We start from the raw sequence: 17,711 nt of genomic DNA on the forward strand, positions 1-17,711 counted from the left end.
GTCGGCGTGTGGCTCCGCTCAGGTTACCGGATGCCGCGCATGAGCCGCAGCACCGGCTTGGCCAGGAGCAGCAGGACCACACCCACCACGACGGCGACCAGGCCGAGGATCGTGAAGTACGGAGCCTCGTTCGCCGGGTCGTAGTAGCGGGACAGCACCCCGGTGACGGCGGTGCCGAGCGACACCGACAGGAAGAACAGCGCGACCATCTGCGTCTGGAACTTCGGCGGCGCGAGCTTCGTGGCGACGGACTGGCCGACGGGCGAGAGCAGCAGCTCGGCGAGCGTGAACACCAGCAGGATGCCGACGAGCGCGAGCAGCGGCGTGCCGTTCTCGCCCGAGCCGGTGAACGGCAGGAAGAGCAGGAACGCGAGCCCCATGATCCCGGTGCCGAGTGCGAACTTCGTCGGGGTGGACGGCTGGCGGTCGCCGAGCTTGGTCCACAGCGCCGCGAAGACGCCGGACAGCACGATGATGAAGACCGGGTTGATCGACTGCACCCACGACACCGGCATCTCCCAGCCGAACAGCGAACGGTCGAGTCGTTCGTCGGAGTAGACCGTCACGACGGTGAACTGCTGCTGGTACAGGGACCAGAACACGGCGCTGCCGATGAACAGCGGGATGAACGCGAAGACCCGCGACCGCTCGTCACGGGTGATGCCGCTCGACAGGATCACGACGAAGTAGCCGATGGTGGCGAGCACGACGACCGCCACCACGACGGTGGGCAGGTTGCCGACGTTGAGCAGGCCGGTCAGCACGGCGACGACGATGACGACCAGCGCGACGACGACGCCGGCACCGATGAGCGGCAGGCGGCGGCGGTCGACCGGGTTCGCCACGTGGCGGACGACCTCGGGCAGCTTCTTCCGACGGATCGCGTACTGCACCAGGCCAGCGGCCATCCCGACGGCGGCGAGGCCGAAGCCCCAGTGGAAGCCGAGCGAGCTCTGCAGCAGCCCGGTGAGCAGCGGTCCGAAGAACGCCCCGAGGTTCACGCCGAGGTAGTACAGCGAGAATCCGGCGTCGCGGCGCGGGTCCTCGCGGCTGTAGAGGCCGCCGACGATCGTGGTGGCCGTGGCCTTGAGCCCGCCGGAGCCGAGCGCGATGAGCACGAGGCCGACCCCGACCCCGGCCACCCCGGGGATGAGCGCGAGTGCGATGTGCCCGAGCATCACGACGATCGCGCTGCCGAACAGGGTCCGGTCCGCACCGATCAGCCGGTCGGCGATCCACGCCCCGATGATCGTGAACAGGTAGACCGCGCCGCCGTAGGCACCCATGATGCCGGCGGCGATGCCCTTGTCGATCCCCAGGCCGCCCTGTGTGGCCGTGTAGTACATGTAGATGAGGACGATGCCCTGCATGCCGTAGAACGAGAACCGCTCCCAGAGCTCCACGGCGAACGGTGTCGAGAGCTCGAACGGTTGCCCGAAGAAGGTGCGTCCGGGACGGCCTTCGCGGTCCGCGGGGGTGGTACGTGACATGGCGGCCAGTCTGCCCCTGGCCGGGTGGGCACGCCCAATCGTCGAACACCGCTCATGTCTTTGGAGGGTTCCCACGACCTCGTGACGGCATCGACGACACGGTGTTGTGCGGCGCGCACGGCGTTCCCGCCACTGTCGGCACGGGTGTCTAGCGTGGACGGTGCAACACGGACACCGCAGTTCAGGAGGACTCCGCCCATGGTCGACACCGCACCCGCCCAGCGCACCACCCCCGCCAGCGGCAGCGACACCGCGCCGGACGTCGACGCGCAGGACGCCGCGCCGAACGCCGACGCCGCCGGCGACCCGGCAGCGGGCACCCCGACCGCCGGCACGGACACCGACGTCCGCATCGACGTCGAGCTGGTGCAGGAGCTCCTGCTCGGACGCTGGGCCGAGGACCGCCGGATCTCCCGACGGCTCGCGCTCGACCCCGCGATGCAGAAGATCGAGGGCCAGCCGATCCCCGAGCACCGGGCACGCGTGCTCGAGCAGCTCCGGACCCTGGTCGACGCCGGGGCCATCCAGCGCCCCTACCCCGCCGAGTTCGGCGGCCAGAGCAACCACGGTGGCAACCTGGCGGCGTTCGAGGAGCTCGTCACCGCCGACCCGTCGATGCAGATCAAGGCCGGGGTGCAGTGGGGACTGTTCGGGTCCGCCGTGCACCACCTGGGCACCGAGGCGAACCACCGCGAGTTCCTGCCGGGCATCGTCTCGTTCGAGGTCCCCGGCTGCTTCGCGATGACCGAGACCGGCCACGGCTCGGACGTGCAGAGCATCGCCACGACGGCCACGTACGACCCCGCGACCGAGGAGTTCGAGATCCACACGCCGTTCCGCGGTGCGTGGAAGGACTACATCGGCAACGCGGCCCTGCACGGTCACGCCGCCGTCGTGTTCGCGAAGCTCGTGACCGCGGGTGTCGACCACGGCGTGCACGCGTTCTACGTCCCGCTCCGCGACGCCGAGGGGGCGTTCCTGCCCGGCGTGAGCGGTGAGGACGACGGCCCCAAGGGCGGCCTGAACGGCATCGACAACGGCCGGCTCGCCTTCGACCACGTCCGGGTCCCCCGCACGAACCTGTTGAACCGCTACGGCGACGTCGCCGCGGACGGCACCTACTCGTCGCCGATCGCGTCGCCCGGCCGTCGGTTCTTCACGATGCTCGGCACCCTGGTGCAGGGCCGGGTGTCGCTCGACGGCGCCGCGGTCGTCGCACAGAAGATCGCGCTGCAGATCGCACTGACCTACGCGATGCAGCGCCGTCAGTTCCCCACCGGTGACGGCACCGAGGGCGTGCTGCTCGACTACGGCCGGCACCAGCGCCGTCTCATCCCGCGCCTGGCGACGGTGTTCGCGCAGTCGTTCGCGCACGAGAAGCTCCTGCGCACCTTCGACGACGTCTTCAGCGGGCGCGAGGACACCCCGGAGCGCCGGGAGGACCTGGAGACCCAGGCCGCGGCGTTCAAGTCGATGTCGACCTGGTCGGCGCTCGACACCCTGCAGGAGGCCCGCGAGGCGTGCGGCGGTGCCGGGTTCCTCGCCGAGAACCGTCTGACCGGGCTCCGCGCCGACCTCGACGTCTACGTGACGTTCGAGGGCGACAACACCGTGCTGCTGCAGCTCGTCGGCAAGCGCCTGCTCACCGAGTTCCGTGCCAAGGCCCCGAAAGACCCGGCGTCCACCGCGAAGTTCGTGGCGGCCGTCGCGGCGTCGAAGCTGGTCGACGCGTCCGGCATCCGTCGCCTCGGCCAGACCGTGGCCGACCGCGGCTCCCTGGCCGCCAGCGTCGCCGACCTGCAGGACCCCCGCACGCAGCGCGAACTGCTCGCCGGCCGGGTCGACACCATGGTCGCCGAGATCGGCATGCGCCTGGCGTCGGCCGGCAAGGACCGAGCACGCGCCGCCCGACTGCTGAACCGCTCGCAGCACGAGCTCATCGAGGCGTCGAAGGCGCACGCCGAGCTCATGCAGTGGGACGCCTTCACCGAGGCGCTCGACGAGGTGACCGAGGGCGACACCCGCCGTGTGCTCGTCTGGCTGCGCGACCTGTTCGCGCTCGGCCTGCTCGAGCAGCACCTGGACTGGTACCTGCTGCACGGCCGGCTGTCGGCGCAGCGTGCCCGCGCGGTGTCGGCGTACATCGACCGGCTCGTCGCCCGGGTCCGGCCCATCGTGCCGCAGTTGATCGAGACCTTCGGCTACGAGCCCGGTCACGTCCGGGCGCCGATCGCGCTCGGTGCCGAGCAGGCCCGACAGGACGAGGCACGTGCCTGGTTCGCCGCCGAGGCCGCTGCCGGCCGCCTACCCGAGCAGGAGAAGAAGCCCCGTCCGTGACGGACGTGCAGCCCCGTCCGTGACGCACACGCGGCCGCGCCCGTGACGGGCGTGGCCGTGTCGGGAGCTAGGAGTCGGTCGGTTCCGGCGCAGCCCCGCCGCGGGCCCCGAGCGCCGCGCGCAGCTGCGCCTCGGCGTCGTCACCGGCAGCGGCGGCCTCGGCGTTCGCCTCGGCGACCGCACGCACGACCTCTTCGCGCTGGATCTTCACGCCGCGCGGGGCGTCGATGCCGATCCGGACGCCGTCGCCCCGGGAGTCGAGCACCGTGATGACGATGTCGTCGCCGACGAGGATCCGCTCGCCGACCTTCCGCGTGAGTACCAGCACGCGTTCAGCCTAGCGACACGACGGGGAGCCCCAGCAGGTCCACCGACTCGGGCGTGGCGGTCTCGCCCGCACCGATCGCCACGATGCCGACCACGGGCAGCCTCGAGGCCACCGAGGACACCATGGCGGCCGAGTCCGCGGGCTTCCGCCCGACGTCGACCACGACCCACACCTGGTCGGCCTGCAGCGCGTCGCCGGTCGCCCGGTCGTCCCACGCGGCGACGGCGAGCACGGCGTGACGGTCGCGGACACCGTCGGCCCGCGCCAGGATCGCCGCACGGCGGTCGGCGGCGTCCGTCGGCCGGAGCGCGTGCCGCACCGCGAAGAGCCCGGCGGCCGCGTCGACGTCGTTCGGCCGCCCGACCAGGAGCACCAGGTCACCGTCCGCGGACCGCACGGCCGGGGCGGTGGACCGGGCCACCGCTGCCGCCGAGGGCGAGCCGAGGACGCGGGACGGGCCTCCCGACCCGGTCTCGACGACCGGCTGCGCGACGGCCACCGCCTGCGCGTCGGCCACCGTCTGCGCGTCGACGGCTGCCTGGAGGCGCGGGTCGACCCCCGTGGGCACGTCCGGCTCACCCGGGGCGCGCGTCGGGCGCGGGGCGCTCGGCGTGATCCCGTCCGCTTGGAATCCGTCGAGCACCGACGCGAAGGCGTCGGCCCGCGTCGTCGCGGTGCCGTCGGTGCCGGCGATGCGGGCCTCGGCCGCCTCGGCGTCGGCGAGCAGCGCGGCGATGCCGACGCGCTGCACGGGCGAGTCGGCGATGACCACCCGGGCGGTGGGCTGGTCCCCCGGTTCCGGCACCTCGACGGTGGCCTCGACGTGCGCCTTGCGGAACAGCCCGCCGAAGCCCGGAGTGGTCACGCGTTCGGCCACGACGATCCGCGCCCCCGCGCCGAACTCGGTCCGGACCGCGTCGCGGACCGACTCGAGCGTGGCGCCGCTACGCTGCAATCGGGTCGGCGGCACGGACCACTCCCACGGTCTCGATGGTGGAGCCCGCGGCGGTGGCCTCCTGGTACGACAGCACCGGGAGCCCGTTCGACTGGGCGGCGACCATGCGGTGCACGGCCGGGCGGAGCTGCGGGGCGCAGACCAGGACGGCGGAGAGCCCCTGGTCCTCCACGGCGCGCACGGCGTCGCGGACGGAGCCCAGGACCTGTTCGATGCGGTGTGCGTCGAGCACGATCTGGCTGCCCTGCTCCGACGGCCGGAGCCCCTCGAGCATCGACTGCTCGAGCATCGGGTCGATCATGATGACGCGCAGGGTGCCGGCGTCGGTGTGCCGGGCGGCGAGGGCCGGGCCGAGGGCCGCACGGGCGGACTCGACGAGCCCCTCGGGGTCGGTCGACACCTTGGCGCGGAGCGTGAGGGCCTCGCAGATCCGGCCGAGGTCGTTGATCGGCACGCGCTCGGCGAGCAGGCCCTGCAGCACCCGCTGCAGTTCGGCCATCGAGAGCATGCCGGGGACGAGTTCCTCGACCGCCGCGGGGTTGACCTGCTTGACGCCCTCGGTCAGGACCTTGACGTCCTCGCGGGTGAGCAGGCGTGCCGCGTTGTCGCCGATGACCGCCTGCAGGTGGGTGACGAGCACGGAGACCCGGTCGATCACGGTCGCGCCGGTCATCTCGGCGGCGTGCCGGAGCTCGGCGGGCACCCACTTGCCGGTCAGGCCGAACACCGGCTCGACGGTCGAGGTGCCGGGCAGGCCGTCCAGGTGGTCGCCGAGCGCCAGGACGCTGCGGGCGGGCGCGGTGCCCCGACCGGCCTCGACGCCGGCGATCCGGATGGCGTAGGTCGACGGCGGCAGGTCGATCGAGTCGCGGGTGCGCACCGGCGGGACGACGATCCCCATGTCGATCGCGATCTTGCGGCGGAGGGCACGCACCCGGCCGAGCAGGTCGTCGGAGGCGCCGGACACCATGTCGACCAGGTCGGGGGCGAGCAGGATCTCGAGGGCGTGCACGCGCATCTGCTCGAGCAGGTCCTCCGGGGTGTCGCCGGTCGGTGCCGACGCCGCGAGTGCCTGTTGCTGGGCGGCGTCGGCCTCGGCGCGGGCGGCGTTCCGGCCGATGCGCCAGCCCGTGAAGAGCAGGGTCGCGCCGACGAGCAGGAAGGGCAGGATCGGCATGCCGGGGATGAACCCCATCGCGATCGCGGCGACACCGGCGATCATCAGGGCGTTGCGCGACTGCGACAGCTGGGTCGCGGCCGAGGAACCCATCTCGGACTCGGCACCGGACCGGGTGACGATCATGCCCGTCGACACCGCCATCAACAGCGCCGGGATCTGCGTGACCAGGCCGTCACCGATCGTCAGGATGCCGTACTTCGACAGGGCGTCGGTGGCGGACAGTCCGTTCTGCAGCATGCCGATGGCGATGCCACCGATCAGGTTGATGATGATGATCAGGATGCCGGCGATCGCGTCGCCCTTGACGAACTTCGACGCACCGTCCATCGCGCCGTAGAAGTCGGCCTCGGCGGACACCGCGGCGCGGCGCTCCTTGGCTTCCTGGTCGGTGATCAGCCCGGCGTTCAGGTCGGCGTCGATCGCCATCTGCTTGCCCGGCATCGCGTCGAGGGTGAAGCGTGCCCCGACCTCGGCGACGCGCTCGGCACCCTTCGTCACCACGACGAACTGGATGACGATGAGGATCAGGAAGATGACCGCGCCGATGATGATCGACCCGGAGACGGCGACGTGGCCGAACGCCTGGATGACGTCACCGGCGAAGCCCTCGCCGAGCACCAGCCGGGTGGACGCGACGTTCAGGCCGAGCCGGAACAGCGTCGCGACGAGCAGCAGGGACGGGAACACCGAGAAGTCGAGCGGCTTCTTCACGAACAGCGTCGTGAGCAGGATCACCAGCGCCAGCAGGATGTTGATGATGATCAGGAAGTCGAGCAGGAACGACGGCACCGGCAGGATCAGCAGCAGGATGATGCCGACGATGAACACCGGGACGACGAGCTTCGGCAGGTCCTTGCGGTTCATGCGGGGAGTCCTTCGGTCTGGTTCTCTGCGATGCGCGGTGTGCGGAGCTTGCGGGGGCGGAGGTCCCCGGTCAGGGTGGCGGGGTCGATGACGCTCGCGACCTCGTCCGGGGTGGTCGGCCGCGGCGGCGCGTGCGTGCCGGCCGCGGTGCCGCGGGCCTTGAGCGCCATCACGAAGGACAGGACGCGGGCCACCGGGGTGTACAGGTCGACCGGGATCTCGTGCCCGAGCTCGCACGCGGCGTGCAGCGCCCGGGTGAGCGGGACGTCACGGACGATCGGCACCCGCTCTTCTTCGGCACGCGCACGGATGACGTCGGCGACCGGTCCGGCCCCCTTCGCCACCACCCGGGGCGCGGACTTTCCCGGCTCGTACTTGATCGCGACGGCGTAGTGGGTCGGGTTCGTCATCACGACGTCCGCGGTGCCGATGGCCTGGATCATCCGGTTGCGGCTCATCGCGAGCTGACGGGAGCGGCGCTGCGACTTCACCAGCGGGTCGCCGTCGCTCCGCTTGTTCTCGTCCTTGACCTCGCGCTTGGTCATCATCGTGCGCTTCCGGTTGCGGCGGATCACCACGAACACGTCGAGGGCTGCGAGGACGAGTCCGGCGACGATCGCGGCGCGCAGCAGGGTGCCCGACCCGGCGGCGGCGGCCTCGAGCACGGCCGACAGCGGCAGCGAGCCGCTCGTCATCAGGACCGGCATAAGCCCCTGCACCGCGAACCAGAGGACGAGCCCGACGACGGCGGTCTTGAGCAGCGCCTTCGCGCCGTTCCAGAGCGCCTGGGTGCCGAACACGCGCTTCAGTCCGGCTACGGGATCGAAGTGGTCGGGCTGCGGCGTCATCTTGCGGAAGTGCACCCCGCCCTGGGTGACGGCGGCGGCGAGCACCGCGACCGCGACGACCGCGAGCATCGGGCCGAGGGTCGCACCCATCGATCCGAGGGCGTCGGCGAGCAGGGCCTGCACGGCACCGAGCTCGGGGTCCTCGATGACCCGCTGCACGGCGAGCAGCTGGTCCTGCCCGGCGGCCGCGGCGTTGCCGATCGCCGCCGGGATCATGAGCGCCGCGACGGCGATCCCGATCCACGCGCCGAGGTCCTGCGAGCGGCCGATCTGACCCTTCTCGTGGACCTCGCGCATCCGCTGCTGGGTTGCCTGTTCGGAACGTTCTCCGCTGTCGGACACGTCGTCACCCCCGTCCCGTGATCGCCTCGACGGCGTCGCCCGTCAGTGACGACACCACCGAGGGCAGGGCCATGAAGAGCGCGCCGGCGAACAGGACGGTCAGGCCGATCTTGATCGGGAAGCCCATCTGGAACGCGTTGAGCGCCGGTGCCACGCGGGTCAGCAGCCCGAGGCCGACGTCGGCCAGGAACAGCACGACGACGAGCGGACCGGCGATCTGCAGGGTGGCGAGGAACATCTGCGACATCGCGGTCACGAGCATCGCCGCGAGCCCGTCCACGGCGAAGGTACCGGTGAGCGGCACGGCGTCGAAGGACCGCACCAGACCGCCGACGATGAGCTGGTAGCCGCCCGACGTGAAGAGCAGTGCGAGCGCGGTCATCTGGAACAGGCGGGTGAACTGGGCGCCGTTGACCTGGGACTGCGGGTCGAACGCCTGCGCGAGCGTGAAGCCGCCGAACAGGTCGATGAGCGCGCCCGCCGACTGCACGGCGGCGAACACCAGGAACACCAGGAACCCGAGGGACAGCCCGACCACGAGCTGGGTGAGCAGGGCGAGCAGGAACGGACCCGTGTCGAGCTGCTCGTAGCCGGCGGCGACCCGCGGGGCGACGCCGATGGCGAGCCCCAGCCCGAGGATCACCTTGACCGTGCCGGGGAACGCCCGGTACGAGAACGGCGGCGCGATGACGAAGAACGCGACGAGCCGGACGCCGGCGAGCATGGTCGCCTCCAGACGGTCGGCGTCGATGCTGAGCTCCATCAACCGGCCCCGAGCAGCTTCGGGATCATGTCGAAGGCGACGTGCGTGAACGCGATCATCTCCGAGATCATCCAGTTGCCGCAGACCACCAGGGCGATCGCGACGGCGACGGCCTTCGGCACGAACGAGAGCGTGACCTCCTGGATCTGCGTCACCGACTGGAACAGCGAGATCGCGAAGCCGACGACGAGCGAGGTGACGAGGACCGGGGCGGCGAGCTTGCCGGACACCAGGAGCGCCTGGAGCACGAGGTCGATGACGGCCTGCTGGTTCATGCGTGCCCCCTAGACAACGTGGTAGCTCTCGATGAGCGACGTGATGATGAGGCCCCAGCCGTCGACCAGCACGAAGAGCAGGATCTTGAACGGCAGCGAGATCATGACCGGCGGGAGCATCATCATGCCCATCGACATCAGGGCCGCGGAGACGACGAGGTCGATCACCAGGAACGGGATGAAGATGACGAACCCGATGATGAACGCGCTGCGGAGCTCCGAGATGATGAACGCCGGGATCACGGTCGTCATCGGCACGTCCGCCATCGACTTCGGGTTGTCGAGCCCGGCGGCGCGGGTGATCAGGGCGACGTCCTCGTCGCGGGTCTGGTGGAGCATGAAGGTCCGCAGGGGTTTCGTGCCGATCTCGACGGCCTGGTTGAAGTCCAGGTGCCCGGCCAGGTAGGGCTGCAGGGCGTCGTCGTTGATGTGCCCGAGCACCGGTGCCATCACGAACAGCGACAGGAACAGTGCCAGTCCGGCGATCACCTGGTTCGGCGGGATCGACTGCAGCCCGAGCGCGTTCCGGGTCATCGCGAGCACGACGAAGATCTTCGTGAACGACGTCATCATGAGCATCAGCGCGGGTGCGACGCTCAGCAACGTGATGCCGATGAGCGTCACCACGGCCGACGACGGCGTGCCGTCCGGGCCGTTCACGCTGACGCTGAAGTCACCGGTCGCGGGGGCGGTCGGGGTCGCCGGGGCGGTGGGTTCGACGACACCGGCGGCGTGCGCACCGGTCGTCGTGAGCATCAGGAACCCGGCCACGACCGCCAGGCCGAGCAGGACGAGGGCGACGAGTCGACCCGACCGTGCCAGCCGGTGCGGCCCTGCCGCGGTCACCCGGCCCGCCGGTTCCGCAGCGCGGCCGCGGCCTGGCGCCAGGTGTCGACCGACAGGATCGAGCCCTGCAGCTGCTGCGCGCTCGGCACCGCGCGCTGCGGACGACGGTTGCGCGGGCGCATCGGCAGCGGCGCGACGGCGCTGGTCGCGTCGGTCGCCCGGGCCACGTCGTCCGTGCCTGCCGGGAGGCCCGGGGTGGCGTCCGACTGCTGCGCGAGTTCCCGACCGAACGCGTCGGCCGACGGGGCGGGACGCACCGGCAGCGCCACCGGGCCGGTGACGATGGTGAGTTCCGGCGCGGGTGCCTGCCCGCTGGTGAGCAGGTTGACCCCGTGCTCGGACACGCCGAGCACGAGCCGCTCCCCCTCGACGTCGACCACGACGACGCTCGCCTTGCCGCCGATGCCCTGCCGGCCGACGACCTCGACGGTCGCCGCACGACGGCCCGACGGCTTGCCCGAGAAGCGCTTGCGGCTCGCGCGGTGCAGCACCCACATGAGGGCGAGCACGACGCCGAGCGAGAGCGCGACGCGGAGGGTGACGACGAGGGTGTCCACGTGCGGGTCAGACCGTTTCGGCGACGTCGAGGATGCGGGTGATCCGGACCGCGTAGTCCTGGTCGACGACGACGACCTCGCCGTGCGCGATGAGCCGGCCGTTCAGCAGGACGTCTGCGGGGGCACCGGCACTGCGGTCGAGCTCGACGACGGCCCCGGGCTCCATGCCGAGCACGTCGCGGACCGACATCCGGGTGCGGCCGATCTCGACCGTCAGGGTCATCTCGACGTTGTTGATCCGGCCGAGGTTGCCGGCCGGCAGATTCGCCACGACGGGCGCGGACACCGTGCCGTTCTCGCGGATCCGGATGCCGAACCACCCGGCGGGCAGGCCACCGGCGGTCAGTTCGAACACGACCGTGTCCGGGTCGGCCAGCAGTGACGCGGCCGACTCGCGGTTCGCCTCGCCGAGCACCCCGACGCCGAGGACCCCGGCCGCGGCCTCGAGCGACGGACGCAGCACGTCCGTGACGGCCACGATGCCGTGGTCGGTGCCTCCGGCGGCCGTGATCGCCTCGAGGTCGGTGAGCACGAGCGCCAGGTCGGCCGACAGGCCGCCGACGAACGAGGCGACCACGGCGTCCGTCGCCGCGTCGAGCACGACCGGTGTCGCGCCTCCAGGCAGGAGCACTGCGGTCAAGGGGGCGGCCGTCGGGAGCTGCGCCGCGAGCGACTCGGCCGCTGCGGTGTGGAGGGTGGTCGTTTCGGTCATCAGTGCTGCTCCGTGCTCGTGGTGGTGACGACGATGCCGGCGAGGCGCGAGCCGTTCGCGCCGACCGCGGCGGTGCCGACGGGTTCCCCGTCGACCGCGATGGTGAGGGGCCGGTGCTGCGGGTGCGGCAGCGGCAGGACATCGCCGACGGCGAGCCGCAGGACCTGCGTCGGCAGGACCGCGGCCGGGGCGAAGCGAAGGCTGACGCCCACGGGCACGCTCTCGAGCTGCGCGTCGAGCAGGGCTCGGGCGTCGGCGGGCGTCACGTGCGCGGCGGCCTCGCCGAGCTGCGGCAGGACGGCCTCGGCCGGCAGGGCCAGCGTGCCGGGGGCGATGCGGTCGCCGACCCGGATCGAGAACGAGGCGACGATCATCAGGTCGCCCTTCTGCGCGGCCTGGGCGAACTGGCTGTTGAACTGGAACCCGCCGACCGTGACGTCCTGCGCGAGCAGCCCGCCGAACGAGTAACGGAGGTCGTCGAGGGCGTCCTCGACGATCTTGCGGACCAGGGCCTGCTCGATGGGCGTGAAGGTGCGGTCCGGCGTCGGCAGCGGCTTCGAGGCGCCCAGCGCGTGCGACACCCACGTCAGCGCGGCGTCGAGCGGGACCTGCAGCACGCCCTTCGGGGTCAGGCCGGTGATCGGCAGCAGCACCATGCCGGTGAGCGCGGGCAGCGACGCGGCGTACTCGTCGTACGTCGTCATCTGCACCTGCTCGCAGGTGACCTGGCTGACCGCGCGGACCTTCGCCGTCAGCTGCGTGCCCCACTGGCGCGCGAACGTCTCGAAGGCGAGCTCGAGGACCCGGGCGTGCTCACGGGCCAGCGTCGACGGGCGCGCGAAGTCGTACACCTCGGGTGCTGGCAGGGTCTCGGTCACGGGTGCGTCTATCGGTCACCTGTGGGGCACCCGTCAGTGCTGTACCCCGTAGTGGGGCGGTGGCGTCGTCCGTGCGTCAGGCCGTCCGGGCTCCGTCCTGTGTGTGTGTCAGCCCTGCTGCGCTCCGTCCTGTGCCTTCGCCAGCGCCGGCATGAGGGCGCTGACGTCCTGGTCGGCGTTCGACAGGACCACGATGTCGACCCGCCGGTTCAGGGCGAGGTCCCGGTCCGTGCCGCCCTTCGCCAGTGGCCGGCTCGACCCGAACCCGACGCTCTGCACGTGGTCGCCGGGCATCCCGCCCCGCTCGACCAGGTCGCGCAGGACCCCGGTCGCCCGCGCGGCGCTGAGCTCCCAGTTGGTGGCGTACGGCGCGGTCGAGTTCCGCTGGTCGGCGTGCCCCTCGACGCTGACGTCGTGGTCGGAGGTCTTCAGCACCGGCGCGATGGCGTCCATGATCGACCGCGCCTGGTCGGACAGGTCCGCGCTGTTCGTGCCGAAGTACGTCTCGCTGCCGATCAACCGGACGATCAGGCCGCGGGCGTCCACCGTGAACTGGACGTTCTCGGTCTGGCCCGCCTTCGCCAGGTTGCGCTGGATCGCACGCTCGAGCTTCGTCAGGTCGTCGAGCTCGCGCTTCGCCTCGGCGAGGTCCTGCTTCGTCGCCGTCGTCGGCACCACCGTCGACGCGGGGTCGACGTTGGTGTCCTTCGTGCCCGACGAGGCGGTCGAGTGGTCGGCCTGGGACTTGTCCGTCGAGTAGCCGGAGCCGTCCTCGACCTGGTCCTTCGTCACGACGGTGCCGCTCGCGGTGTCGATCTTCTGCGAGTCGACCTCGCCGAAGCCGGTGGCGAGCGACTGCTTCAGCTGGATGTACTTCTCCTGGTCGACGGTGGACATCGCGAAGAGCACGAGGAACATGCACATCAGCACCGTGATCATGTCCATGTACGACGCCATCCAGCGCTCGTCGGGGTGCTCGGCCTCGTCGTGGGACTTCTTCGCGCGACCGCGGCCGCGGCCTCGGGGGTTGGCGCTCACGGTCAGGCCGCCAGCTGCTGGTCGTCGGCCGCGTCGGCCTTCTTGCCGCTCTTGCCACCCTTGCCGCCCGTGTCGGCGCGGGCAGCGGGCGGGACCATGGCCTTCAGCCGCTCACCGAGCAGACGGGGCTGGCTGCCGGCCTGCACCGCGAGCAGCCCCTCCATCAGGAGCGTCTGGCGGTCCGACTCGAGCTGGGCGAGCTTGCGGAGCTTGCCGCCGATCGGCAGCCACATGAAGTTCGCGGTCAGCAGGCCCCACAGGGTGGCGACGAACGCGCTGGCGATCAGCGGTCCGAGCTCGTCGGGCTTGCCGAGGTTCGCGAGCACGTGGGTGAGCGAGACCACGGTGCCGATGATGCCGACGGTCGGGGCGAACCCGCCGAGGCCCATGAAGAACGCGCTCGCGCTCCGGGTCGGGGCCGCGTTCGACTCGATCTCGTCCTCGAGCAGGATCCGCAGCTCGTCGCCGTCGGTGCCGTCCGCGATGTTCTGCAGCGCCTTCTTCATGAACGGGTCGTCGTGCTTGTCGGCCTCCTGCTCGAGGGCGAGCAGGCCGTTGGCGCGGGCGGTCTCGGCGAGCCCGACGACGTCGTCGATGACCGACGCCGGCGGGGTGACCTTGCCGGTGAACGCCTTCGGGACCGCCTTGAAGCTGGCGATCGCGTCCTTGAGGGTGGTGCTGGCGATGCCGCAGCCGATGGTGGCGCCGAACACGAGCAGCATCGGGGCGGGCAGGAAGAGTCCACCGAGCTCGACGTGCTCCATCTGGACCATGCCGAACAGGGCGCCGAAGGCGAGCAGGATGCCGACGATCGTTGCGATGTCCACGTCAGCGACCCCCGTCCAGCGCGCGGCCGTGCTGCGTGGAGCGGAGTGCGGCGACCGGGGCGAGCGTGGGCTGCGGGCCGGTGTTCGTGCTCGAGCGGGAGGCCTGGTCGGTGCCGTAGGCCATGCCGACGATCCGTGCGCGGTACGCGGCGATCAGGTCGATGACGTCGGCCATCGACTCCCGCACGATGTACTTCGCGCCGTCGACCATGATGAGCGTCGTGTCCGGCGTCTCCTGGATGCGCTCCACGAGATCGGGGTTCACAGCGAATCCGCTGCCGTTCAGTCGTGTGACGACGATCATGGCCCGTCCTGGTTCTCGATCGTCCCGCCGCCGTCCGTGGGGCAGGATGCGGGCCCGTCCGTGGGCCTGCACGGAGGACTATCGGCGGACGCGGCGGGTGCGTTAGCGACGCGTTCGGGCCGTCTCAGCTGATCCCCAGGAAGTCACTGCATCCGATCGGGGTGCTCCGACGGTAGTGGGGGTACGAGGTCGAGGACGACGTCGTCCGCACCGGCCCGGACAGGCCCGAAGGAGACACGTCATGCGCAAGACACTCGCCACCGGCCTCAGCGCCGGTGTCCTGTTCGCCGCCGCCGCGGCCGTACTGCCCGCGACCGCTGCGACCGCCGCCACCGGCGAGGCGACGCTCTCGGTCCTCCACGCCGTCCCGGACGTCACCGTCGACGTCTACCTCGACGGCGAGCGTGCCATCGACGACTTCACCCCGGGCACCCTCGCCGGCCCGATGATGGTGCCGGCAGGTGCGCACCAGCTCGCGATCACCGCCTCGGACGCCACCGACGCGTCGAAGCCGATCATCGGTCCGGCGGACGTCTCGTTCGACGCGGGGGGCAACTACACCGCCGTCGCCCACGACGCCACGGACGGGTCGCCGACCGCCACGGTGTTCACCAACGACACCTCGGCCGTCGCGGCAGGCCAGGGACGCCTGGTCGTCCGCCACGTCGCCGCCGCACCGGCCGTCGACGTCCTCGCCGGTGGGCAGGCAGTCGTGTCGAACCTGTCGAACCCCGACGAGCAGGCACTCGAGCTGCCGGCCGGCACCGTCTCGGCGAGCGTTGCAGCGACCGGTACCACCGACCCCGTGATCGGCCCGGCGGACGTCGCGGTCACCGCGGGTTCGTCGACCATCGTCCACGCCTGGGGCAGCCTGGACGACGACGACCTCGCCCTCGCCACGCAGACCATCGCTGACCTCGGTGGCACGCCGAACGGCGTCCCCGCCGGGAACGCCGGTCTGGTGGCCACGAACGACCAGGGCCCCCTGCCCCTGGTCGGCGCAGCGGCGGCCGCTCTGGCCGCCGCTGCCGCGATCGGGGCCGTGGTGCTCCGCCGCCGGCACGCAGCGACCCGCCGCTGAACGTGCCACGCCCCGTGCGGTCCGCCACGGTGACGCTCGTCGTCGCCGTGGCGGCCGCCGCCCTGACCGGGTGCTCGTCGGCCGGGACCACCCCCGGCGGGCAGCCGTCCGTCCTGCCGACCACCACCCCCACACCGGTCCCGTCGGCGTTCTCGACCGAGGTGCCGCAGCAGGCCGCCACGATCCCCCCGGTCCGGAACGCCCCCGCCCCGACCACCATCACCGTCGACCACGCCGGCATCAGCGCGCCGGTCCGTCCCGAGGGGGTCGACGAGGACGGCGCGATGGCGCTCCCGCCCGACCCGGCGACCGCGGGCTGGTACCGGTTCGGTGCCGCCCCGTCGTCCACCGGGGGCACCGTCGTCATCGCGGCCCACGTCGACGCGGTCGGCTACGGCACCGGCCCGTTCTCACGCCTCGGCGACGCCCCCTCCGGCACCCGGATCGCCCTGACCGACGCGGACGGTGCCGAGACCGCGTGGCGGATCGACTCCGTCAGCATGCTCGAGAAGCGGGGACTCCCCTGGGGCGAAGTGTTCCGTGACGACGGACCACGACGGCTCGTCCTGGTGACCTGTGGCGGGACGTTCGACGCAGCCACCGGACACTACGAGAGCAACCTCGTCGTCACCGCGGTCCCGGCCTGACCGTGGCGACGATCCGCCCCCTACGATCGGATCGTGGTCGACGACGACCGCGCCAGCGACAGGAAGACGTGACGACCATCCTCCCGGACGACAGCGAGCTCTCGGACGCGTTCCGCGCCGGGGGCGAGCACGCCCTGCGAGCCGTCTACGAACGGTGGTCGTCGCTCGTGTACTCGCTGGCCCTGCGCGCCCTGGCCGACCCGGCCGCCGCCGAGGACGTTACGCAGCAGGTGTTCGTGAAGGCCTGGCAGCGCAGCACGAGCTACGACCCCGGCCGCGCCCCGCTCGGCGCGTGGCTGGTCGGCATCACCCGGAACTGCATCGCCGACGCGCAGAACGAGCGTCGACGGCACGCCAGCGCCGCTGACCCGAACGTGGTCGAGGAGACCACCCCGGCGCCGGAACCGGCCTTCGACCTGGCCGAGCGCGCACTCGTCGCCGACGAGCTCGAGCGGCTCGACGAGGTCCCGCGACGCGTGATGCGACTGGCGTTCTACGACGACCTCAGCCATCGTGAGATCGCCGAACGGCTCGAACTGCCGCTGGGCACCGTCAAGAGCCACATCCACCGAAGTCTGGCTCGGCTCCGAACACGTCTGGAGGTGATCGAATGAAGCACGTCGACGACGAGACGCTGGCGATGCTCGCGGTCTCCGACCAGGTCGCGACGGACGACGTCGCCGAACACCTGGTGTCCTGCGACCGGTGCCGCGACGAGGTGGCCGCACTGCAGCGGGTCGCCGCGGTGACCCGCGCGTCCGAGGACGTGACGTTGGCCGCGCCCCCGGAGCACGTGTGGGAGCGGATCGCGGCCGAGATCGCCCGGACGCCACAGCAGGCTGCGGCGCCGGCGACCGAACCCGAACGATCGGTCGAACGCGCATCCGAAGGGGCGCCCGCCGGCACCCGGTCCGACGCGCAGCACCACGCCGTGGCCCGCCGATCCCGTCCCCGTCGTCGCCGAGCCCTCGCCGTTGCGATCACCGGCGTCGGTGTCCTCGCCGTCGTCCTCGGCATCGGTGTGGCGTCGGGGGTCGTCCCCGGACTCCCCCGCAGCGACACCGAGACCGTCCTGGCGAACACCGAGCTCGCAGCACTGCCCGGTTGGTCGGGGACGACCGGCCGTGCCGAACTCGAACGTGACCAGGACGGCCGGGTGACCCTCGTCGTCGACCTGCACGGTGAGCGCGGCCGCTCCGGCACCGGTCCGCTGCGCGAGGTCTGGATGATGCGGTCGGACCTCGGCGGACTGGTGAGCGTCGGCTACCTCGACGGCGACCAGGGCCGCTTCACGGTGCCCGACGGCGTCGACACCGCGGAGTTCCCGGTCGTCGACGTCTCGGCCGAGGCCGACGACGGCGATCCGGCGCACTCCGGCGACTCGATCGTCCGGGGCACCCTGACCGATCCCTGAGCAGTTTCGTCCCCCGAAATTCCCA

The 17,711-nt window shown here is 71.7% G+C and carries 19 protein-coding genes; 5 read left to right on the plus strand and 14 right to left on the minus strand.

What is annotated here, in order from left to right:
* Window positions 1–23: 23 nt before the first annotated feature.
* Window positions 24–1,490: a peptide MFS transporter gene (locus DEI85_RS08525; RefSeq protein WP_181436295.1), complete on the minus strand. Its 1,467-nt coding sequence runs from the start codon at window positions 1,488–1,490 to the stop codon at window positions 24–26.
* Between the two features lie 198 nt (window positions 1,491–1,688).
* Here DEI85_RS08525 and DEI85_RS08530 point away from each other — a divergent pair, with 198 nt between their 5' ends.
* Window positions 1,689–3,827, plus strand: a complete 2,139-nt coding sequence (locus DEI85_RS08530) for an acyl-CoA dehydrogenase family protein (RefSeq protein WP_111123013.1) — start codon at window positions 1,689–1,691, stop codon at window positions 3,825–3,827.
* 67 nt (window positions 3,828–3,894) lie between these two features.
* On the opposite strand, the gene csrA is transcribed toward DEI85_RS08530, so the two are convergent.
* The 13 genes from csrA to DEI85_RS08595 all read right to left on the minus strand — a co-directional run bounded on the left by csrA (window position 3,895) and on the right by DEI85_RS08595 (window position 14,544).
* Window positions 3,895–4,155, minus strand: a complete 261-nt coding sequence (gene csrA / locus DEI85_RS08535) for a carbon storage regulator CsrA (RefSeq protein WP_111090852.1) — start codon at window positions 4,153–4,155, stop codon at window positions 3,895–3,897.
* Between the two features lie 4 nt (window positions 4,156–4,159).
* Entirely contained in the window at window positions 4,160–5,125 is a 966-nt protein-coding gene (locus tag DEI85_RS08540; RefSeq protein WP_111123014.1) for a hypothetical protein, read from the minus strand.
* Complete coding sequence (locus DEI85_RS08545) at window positions 5,100–7,154, minus strand: flagellar biosynthesis protein FlhA (RefSeq protein ID WP_111123015.1); 2,055 nt, start codon at window positions 7,152–7,154, stop codon at window positions 5,100–5,102. The genes DEI85_RS08540 and DEI85_RS08545 overlap by 26 nt, the downstream gene beginning before the upstream one ends.
* The gene (locus tag DEI85_RS08550) at window positions 7,151–8,344 is read right to left on the minus strand and encodes an EscU/YscU/HrcU family type III secretion system export apparatus switch protein (protein ID WP_111123016.1); all 1,194 of its coding nucleotides are present in this window, start codon (window positions 8,342–8,344) and stop codon (window positions 7,151–7,153) included. Before DEI85_RS08550 ends, DEI85_RS08545 begins: the two co-directional genes overlap by 4 nt.
* Window positions 8,345–8,348: 4 nt before the next feature.
* Window positions 8,349–9,107 (minus strand): flagellar biosynthetic protein FliR, encoded by a 759-nt coding sequence (locus DEI85_RS08555; protein ID WP_111123017.1) that lies wholly within the window; start codon window positions 9,105–9,107, stop codon window positions 8,349–8,351.
* Window positions 9,107–9,382, minus strand: a complete 276-nt coding sequence (locus DEI85_RS08560; protein WP_017887433.1) for a flagellar biosynthetic protein FliQ — start codon at window positions 9,380–9,382, stop codon at window positions 9,107–9,109. Before DEI85_RS08560 ends, DEI85_RS08555 begins: the two co-directional genes overlap by 1 nt.
* 9 nt (window positions 9,383–9,391) lie before the next feature.
* On the minus strand, window positions 9,392–10,228 hold the full coding sequence (gene fliP, locus DEI85_RS08565) for a flagellar type III secretion system pore protein FliP (protein WP_027465540.1): 837 nt from the start codon (window positions 10,226–10,228) through the stop codon (window positions 9,392–9,394).
* Window positions 10,225–10,785 (minus strand): FliO/MopB family protein, encoded by a 561-nt coding sequence (locus DEI85_RS08570; protein WP_111123018.1) that lies wholly within the window; start codon window positions 10,783–10,785, stop codon window positions 10,225–10,227. The genes fliP and DEI85_RS08570 overlap by 4 nt, the downstream gene beginning before the upstream one ends.
* A 7-nt stretch (window positions 10,786–10,792) precedes the next feature.
* Entirely contained in the window at window positions 10,793–11,497 is a 705-nt protein-coding gene (gene fliN, locus DEI85_RS08575; RefSeq protein ID WP_111123019.1) for a flagellar motor switch protein FliN, read from the minus strand.
* Window positions 11,497–12,375: a flagellar motor switch protein FliM gene (locus tag DEI85_RS08580; RefSeq protein ID WP_111123020.1), complete on the minus strand. Its 879-nt coding sequence runs from the start codon at window positions 12,373–12,375 to the stop codon at window positions 11,497–11,499. Before DEI85_RS08580 ends, fliN begins: the two co-directional genes overlap by 1 nt.
* Before the next feature lie 108 nt (window positions 12,376–12,483).
* A complete protein-coding gene (locus DEI85_RS08585) occupies window positions 12,484–13,413 on the minus strand; it encodes an OmpA/MotB family protein (RefSeq protein ID WP_110859872.1) in 930 nt (309 codons plus the stop codon).
* Window positions 13,414–13,415: 2 nt separating this feature from the next.
* Window positions 13,416–14,240 carry a motility protein A gene (locus DEI85_RS08590; protein WP_111123021.1) on the minus strand — a complete coding sequence of 275 codons (825 nt, stop codon included), beginning with the start codon at window positions 14,238–14,240 and terminating at the stop codon, window positions 13,416–13,418.
* Window position 14,241: 1 nt separating this feature from the next.
* Window positions 14,242–14,544 carry a flagellar FlbD family protein gene (locus DEI85_RS08595; RefSeq protein WP_110859868.1) on the minus strand — a complete coding sequence of 101 codons (303 nt, stop codon included), beginning with the start codon at window positions 14,542–14,544 and terminating at the stop codon, window positions 14,242–14,244.
* Window positions 14,545–14,785: 241 nt separating this feature from the next.
* Here DEI85_RS08595 and DEI85_RS08600 point away from each other — a divergent pair, with 241 nt between their 5' ends.
* The 4 genes from DEI85_RS08600 (at window position 14,786) to DEI85_RS08615 (ending at window position 17,686) form a co-directional block, all read left to right on the plus strand.
* Window positions 14,786–15,625: a DUF4397 domain-containing protein gene (locus tag DEI85_RS08600; protein ID WP_111123022.1), complete on the plus strand. Its 840-nt coding sequence runs from the start codon at window positions 14,786–14,788 to the stop codon at window positions 15,623–15,625.
* 14 nt (window positions 15,626–15,639) lie between these two features.
* The gene (locus DEI85_RS08605; protein WP_146248965.1) at window positions 15,640–16,272 is read left to right on the plus strand and encodes a class F sortase; all 633 of its coding nucleotides are present in this window, start codon (window positions 15,640–15,642) and stop codon (window positions 16,270–16,272) included.
* A gap of 68 nt (window positions 16,273–16,340) precedes the next feature.
* Window positions 16,341–16,886 (plus strand): RNA polymerase sigma factor, encoded by a 546-nt coding sequence (locus tag DEI85_RS08610; protein ID WP_111123024.1) that lies wholly within the window; start codon window positions 16,341–16,343, stop codon window positions 16,884–16,886.
* Window positions 16,883–17,686 (plus strand): anti-sigma factor, encoded by an 804-nt coding sequence (locus DEI85_RS08615; RefSeq protein ID WP_111123025.1) that lies wholly within the window; start codon window positions 16,883–16,885, stop codon window positions 17,684–17,686. Before DEI85_RS08610 ends, DEI85_RS08615 begins: the two co-directional genes overlap by 4 nt.
* Window positions 17,687–17,711: the final 25 nt, after the last annotated feature.

The sequence above is a fragment of the Curtobacterium sp. MCBD17_026 genome, assembly GCF_003234895.2.
GTDB classification, from domain to species: domain Bacteria; phylum Actinomycetota; class Actinomycetes; order Actinomycetales; family Microbacteriaceae; genus Curtobacterium; species Curtobacterium flaccumfaciens.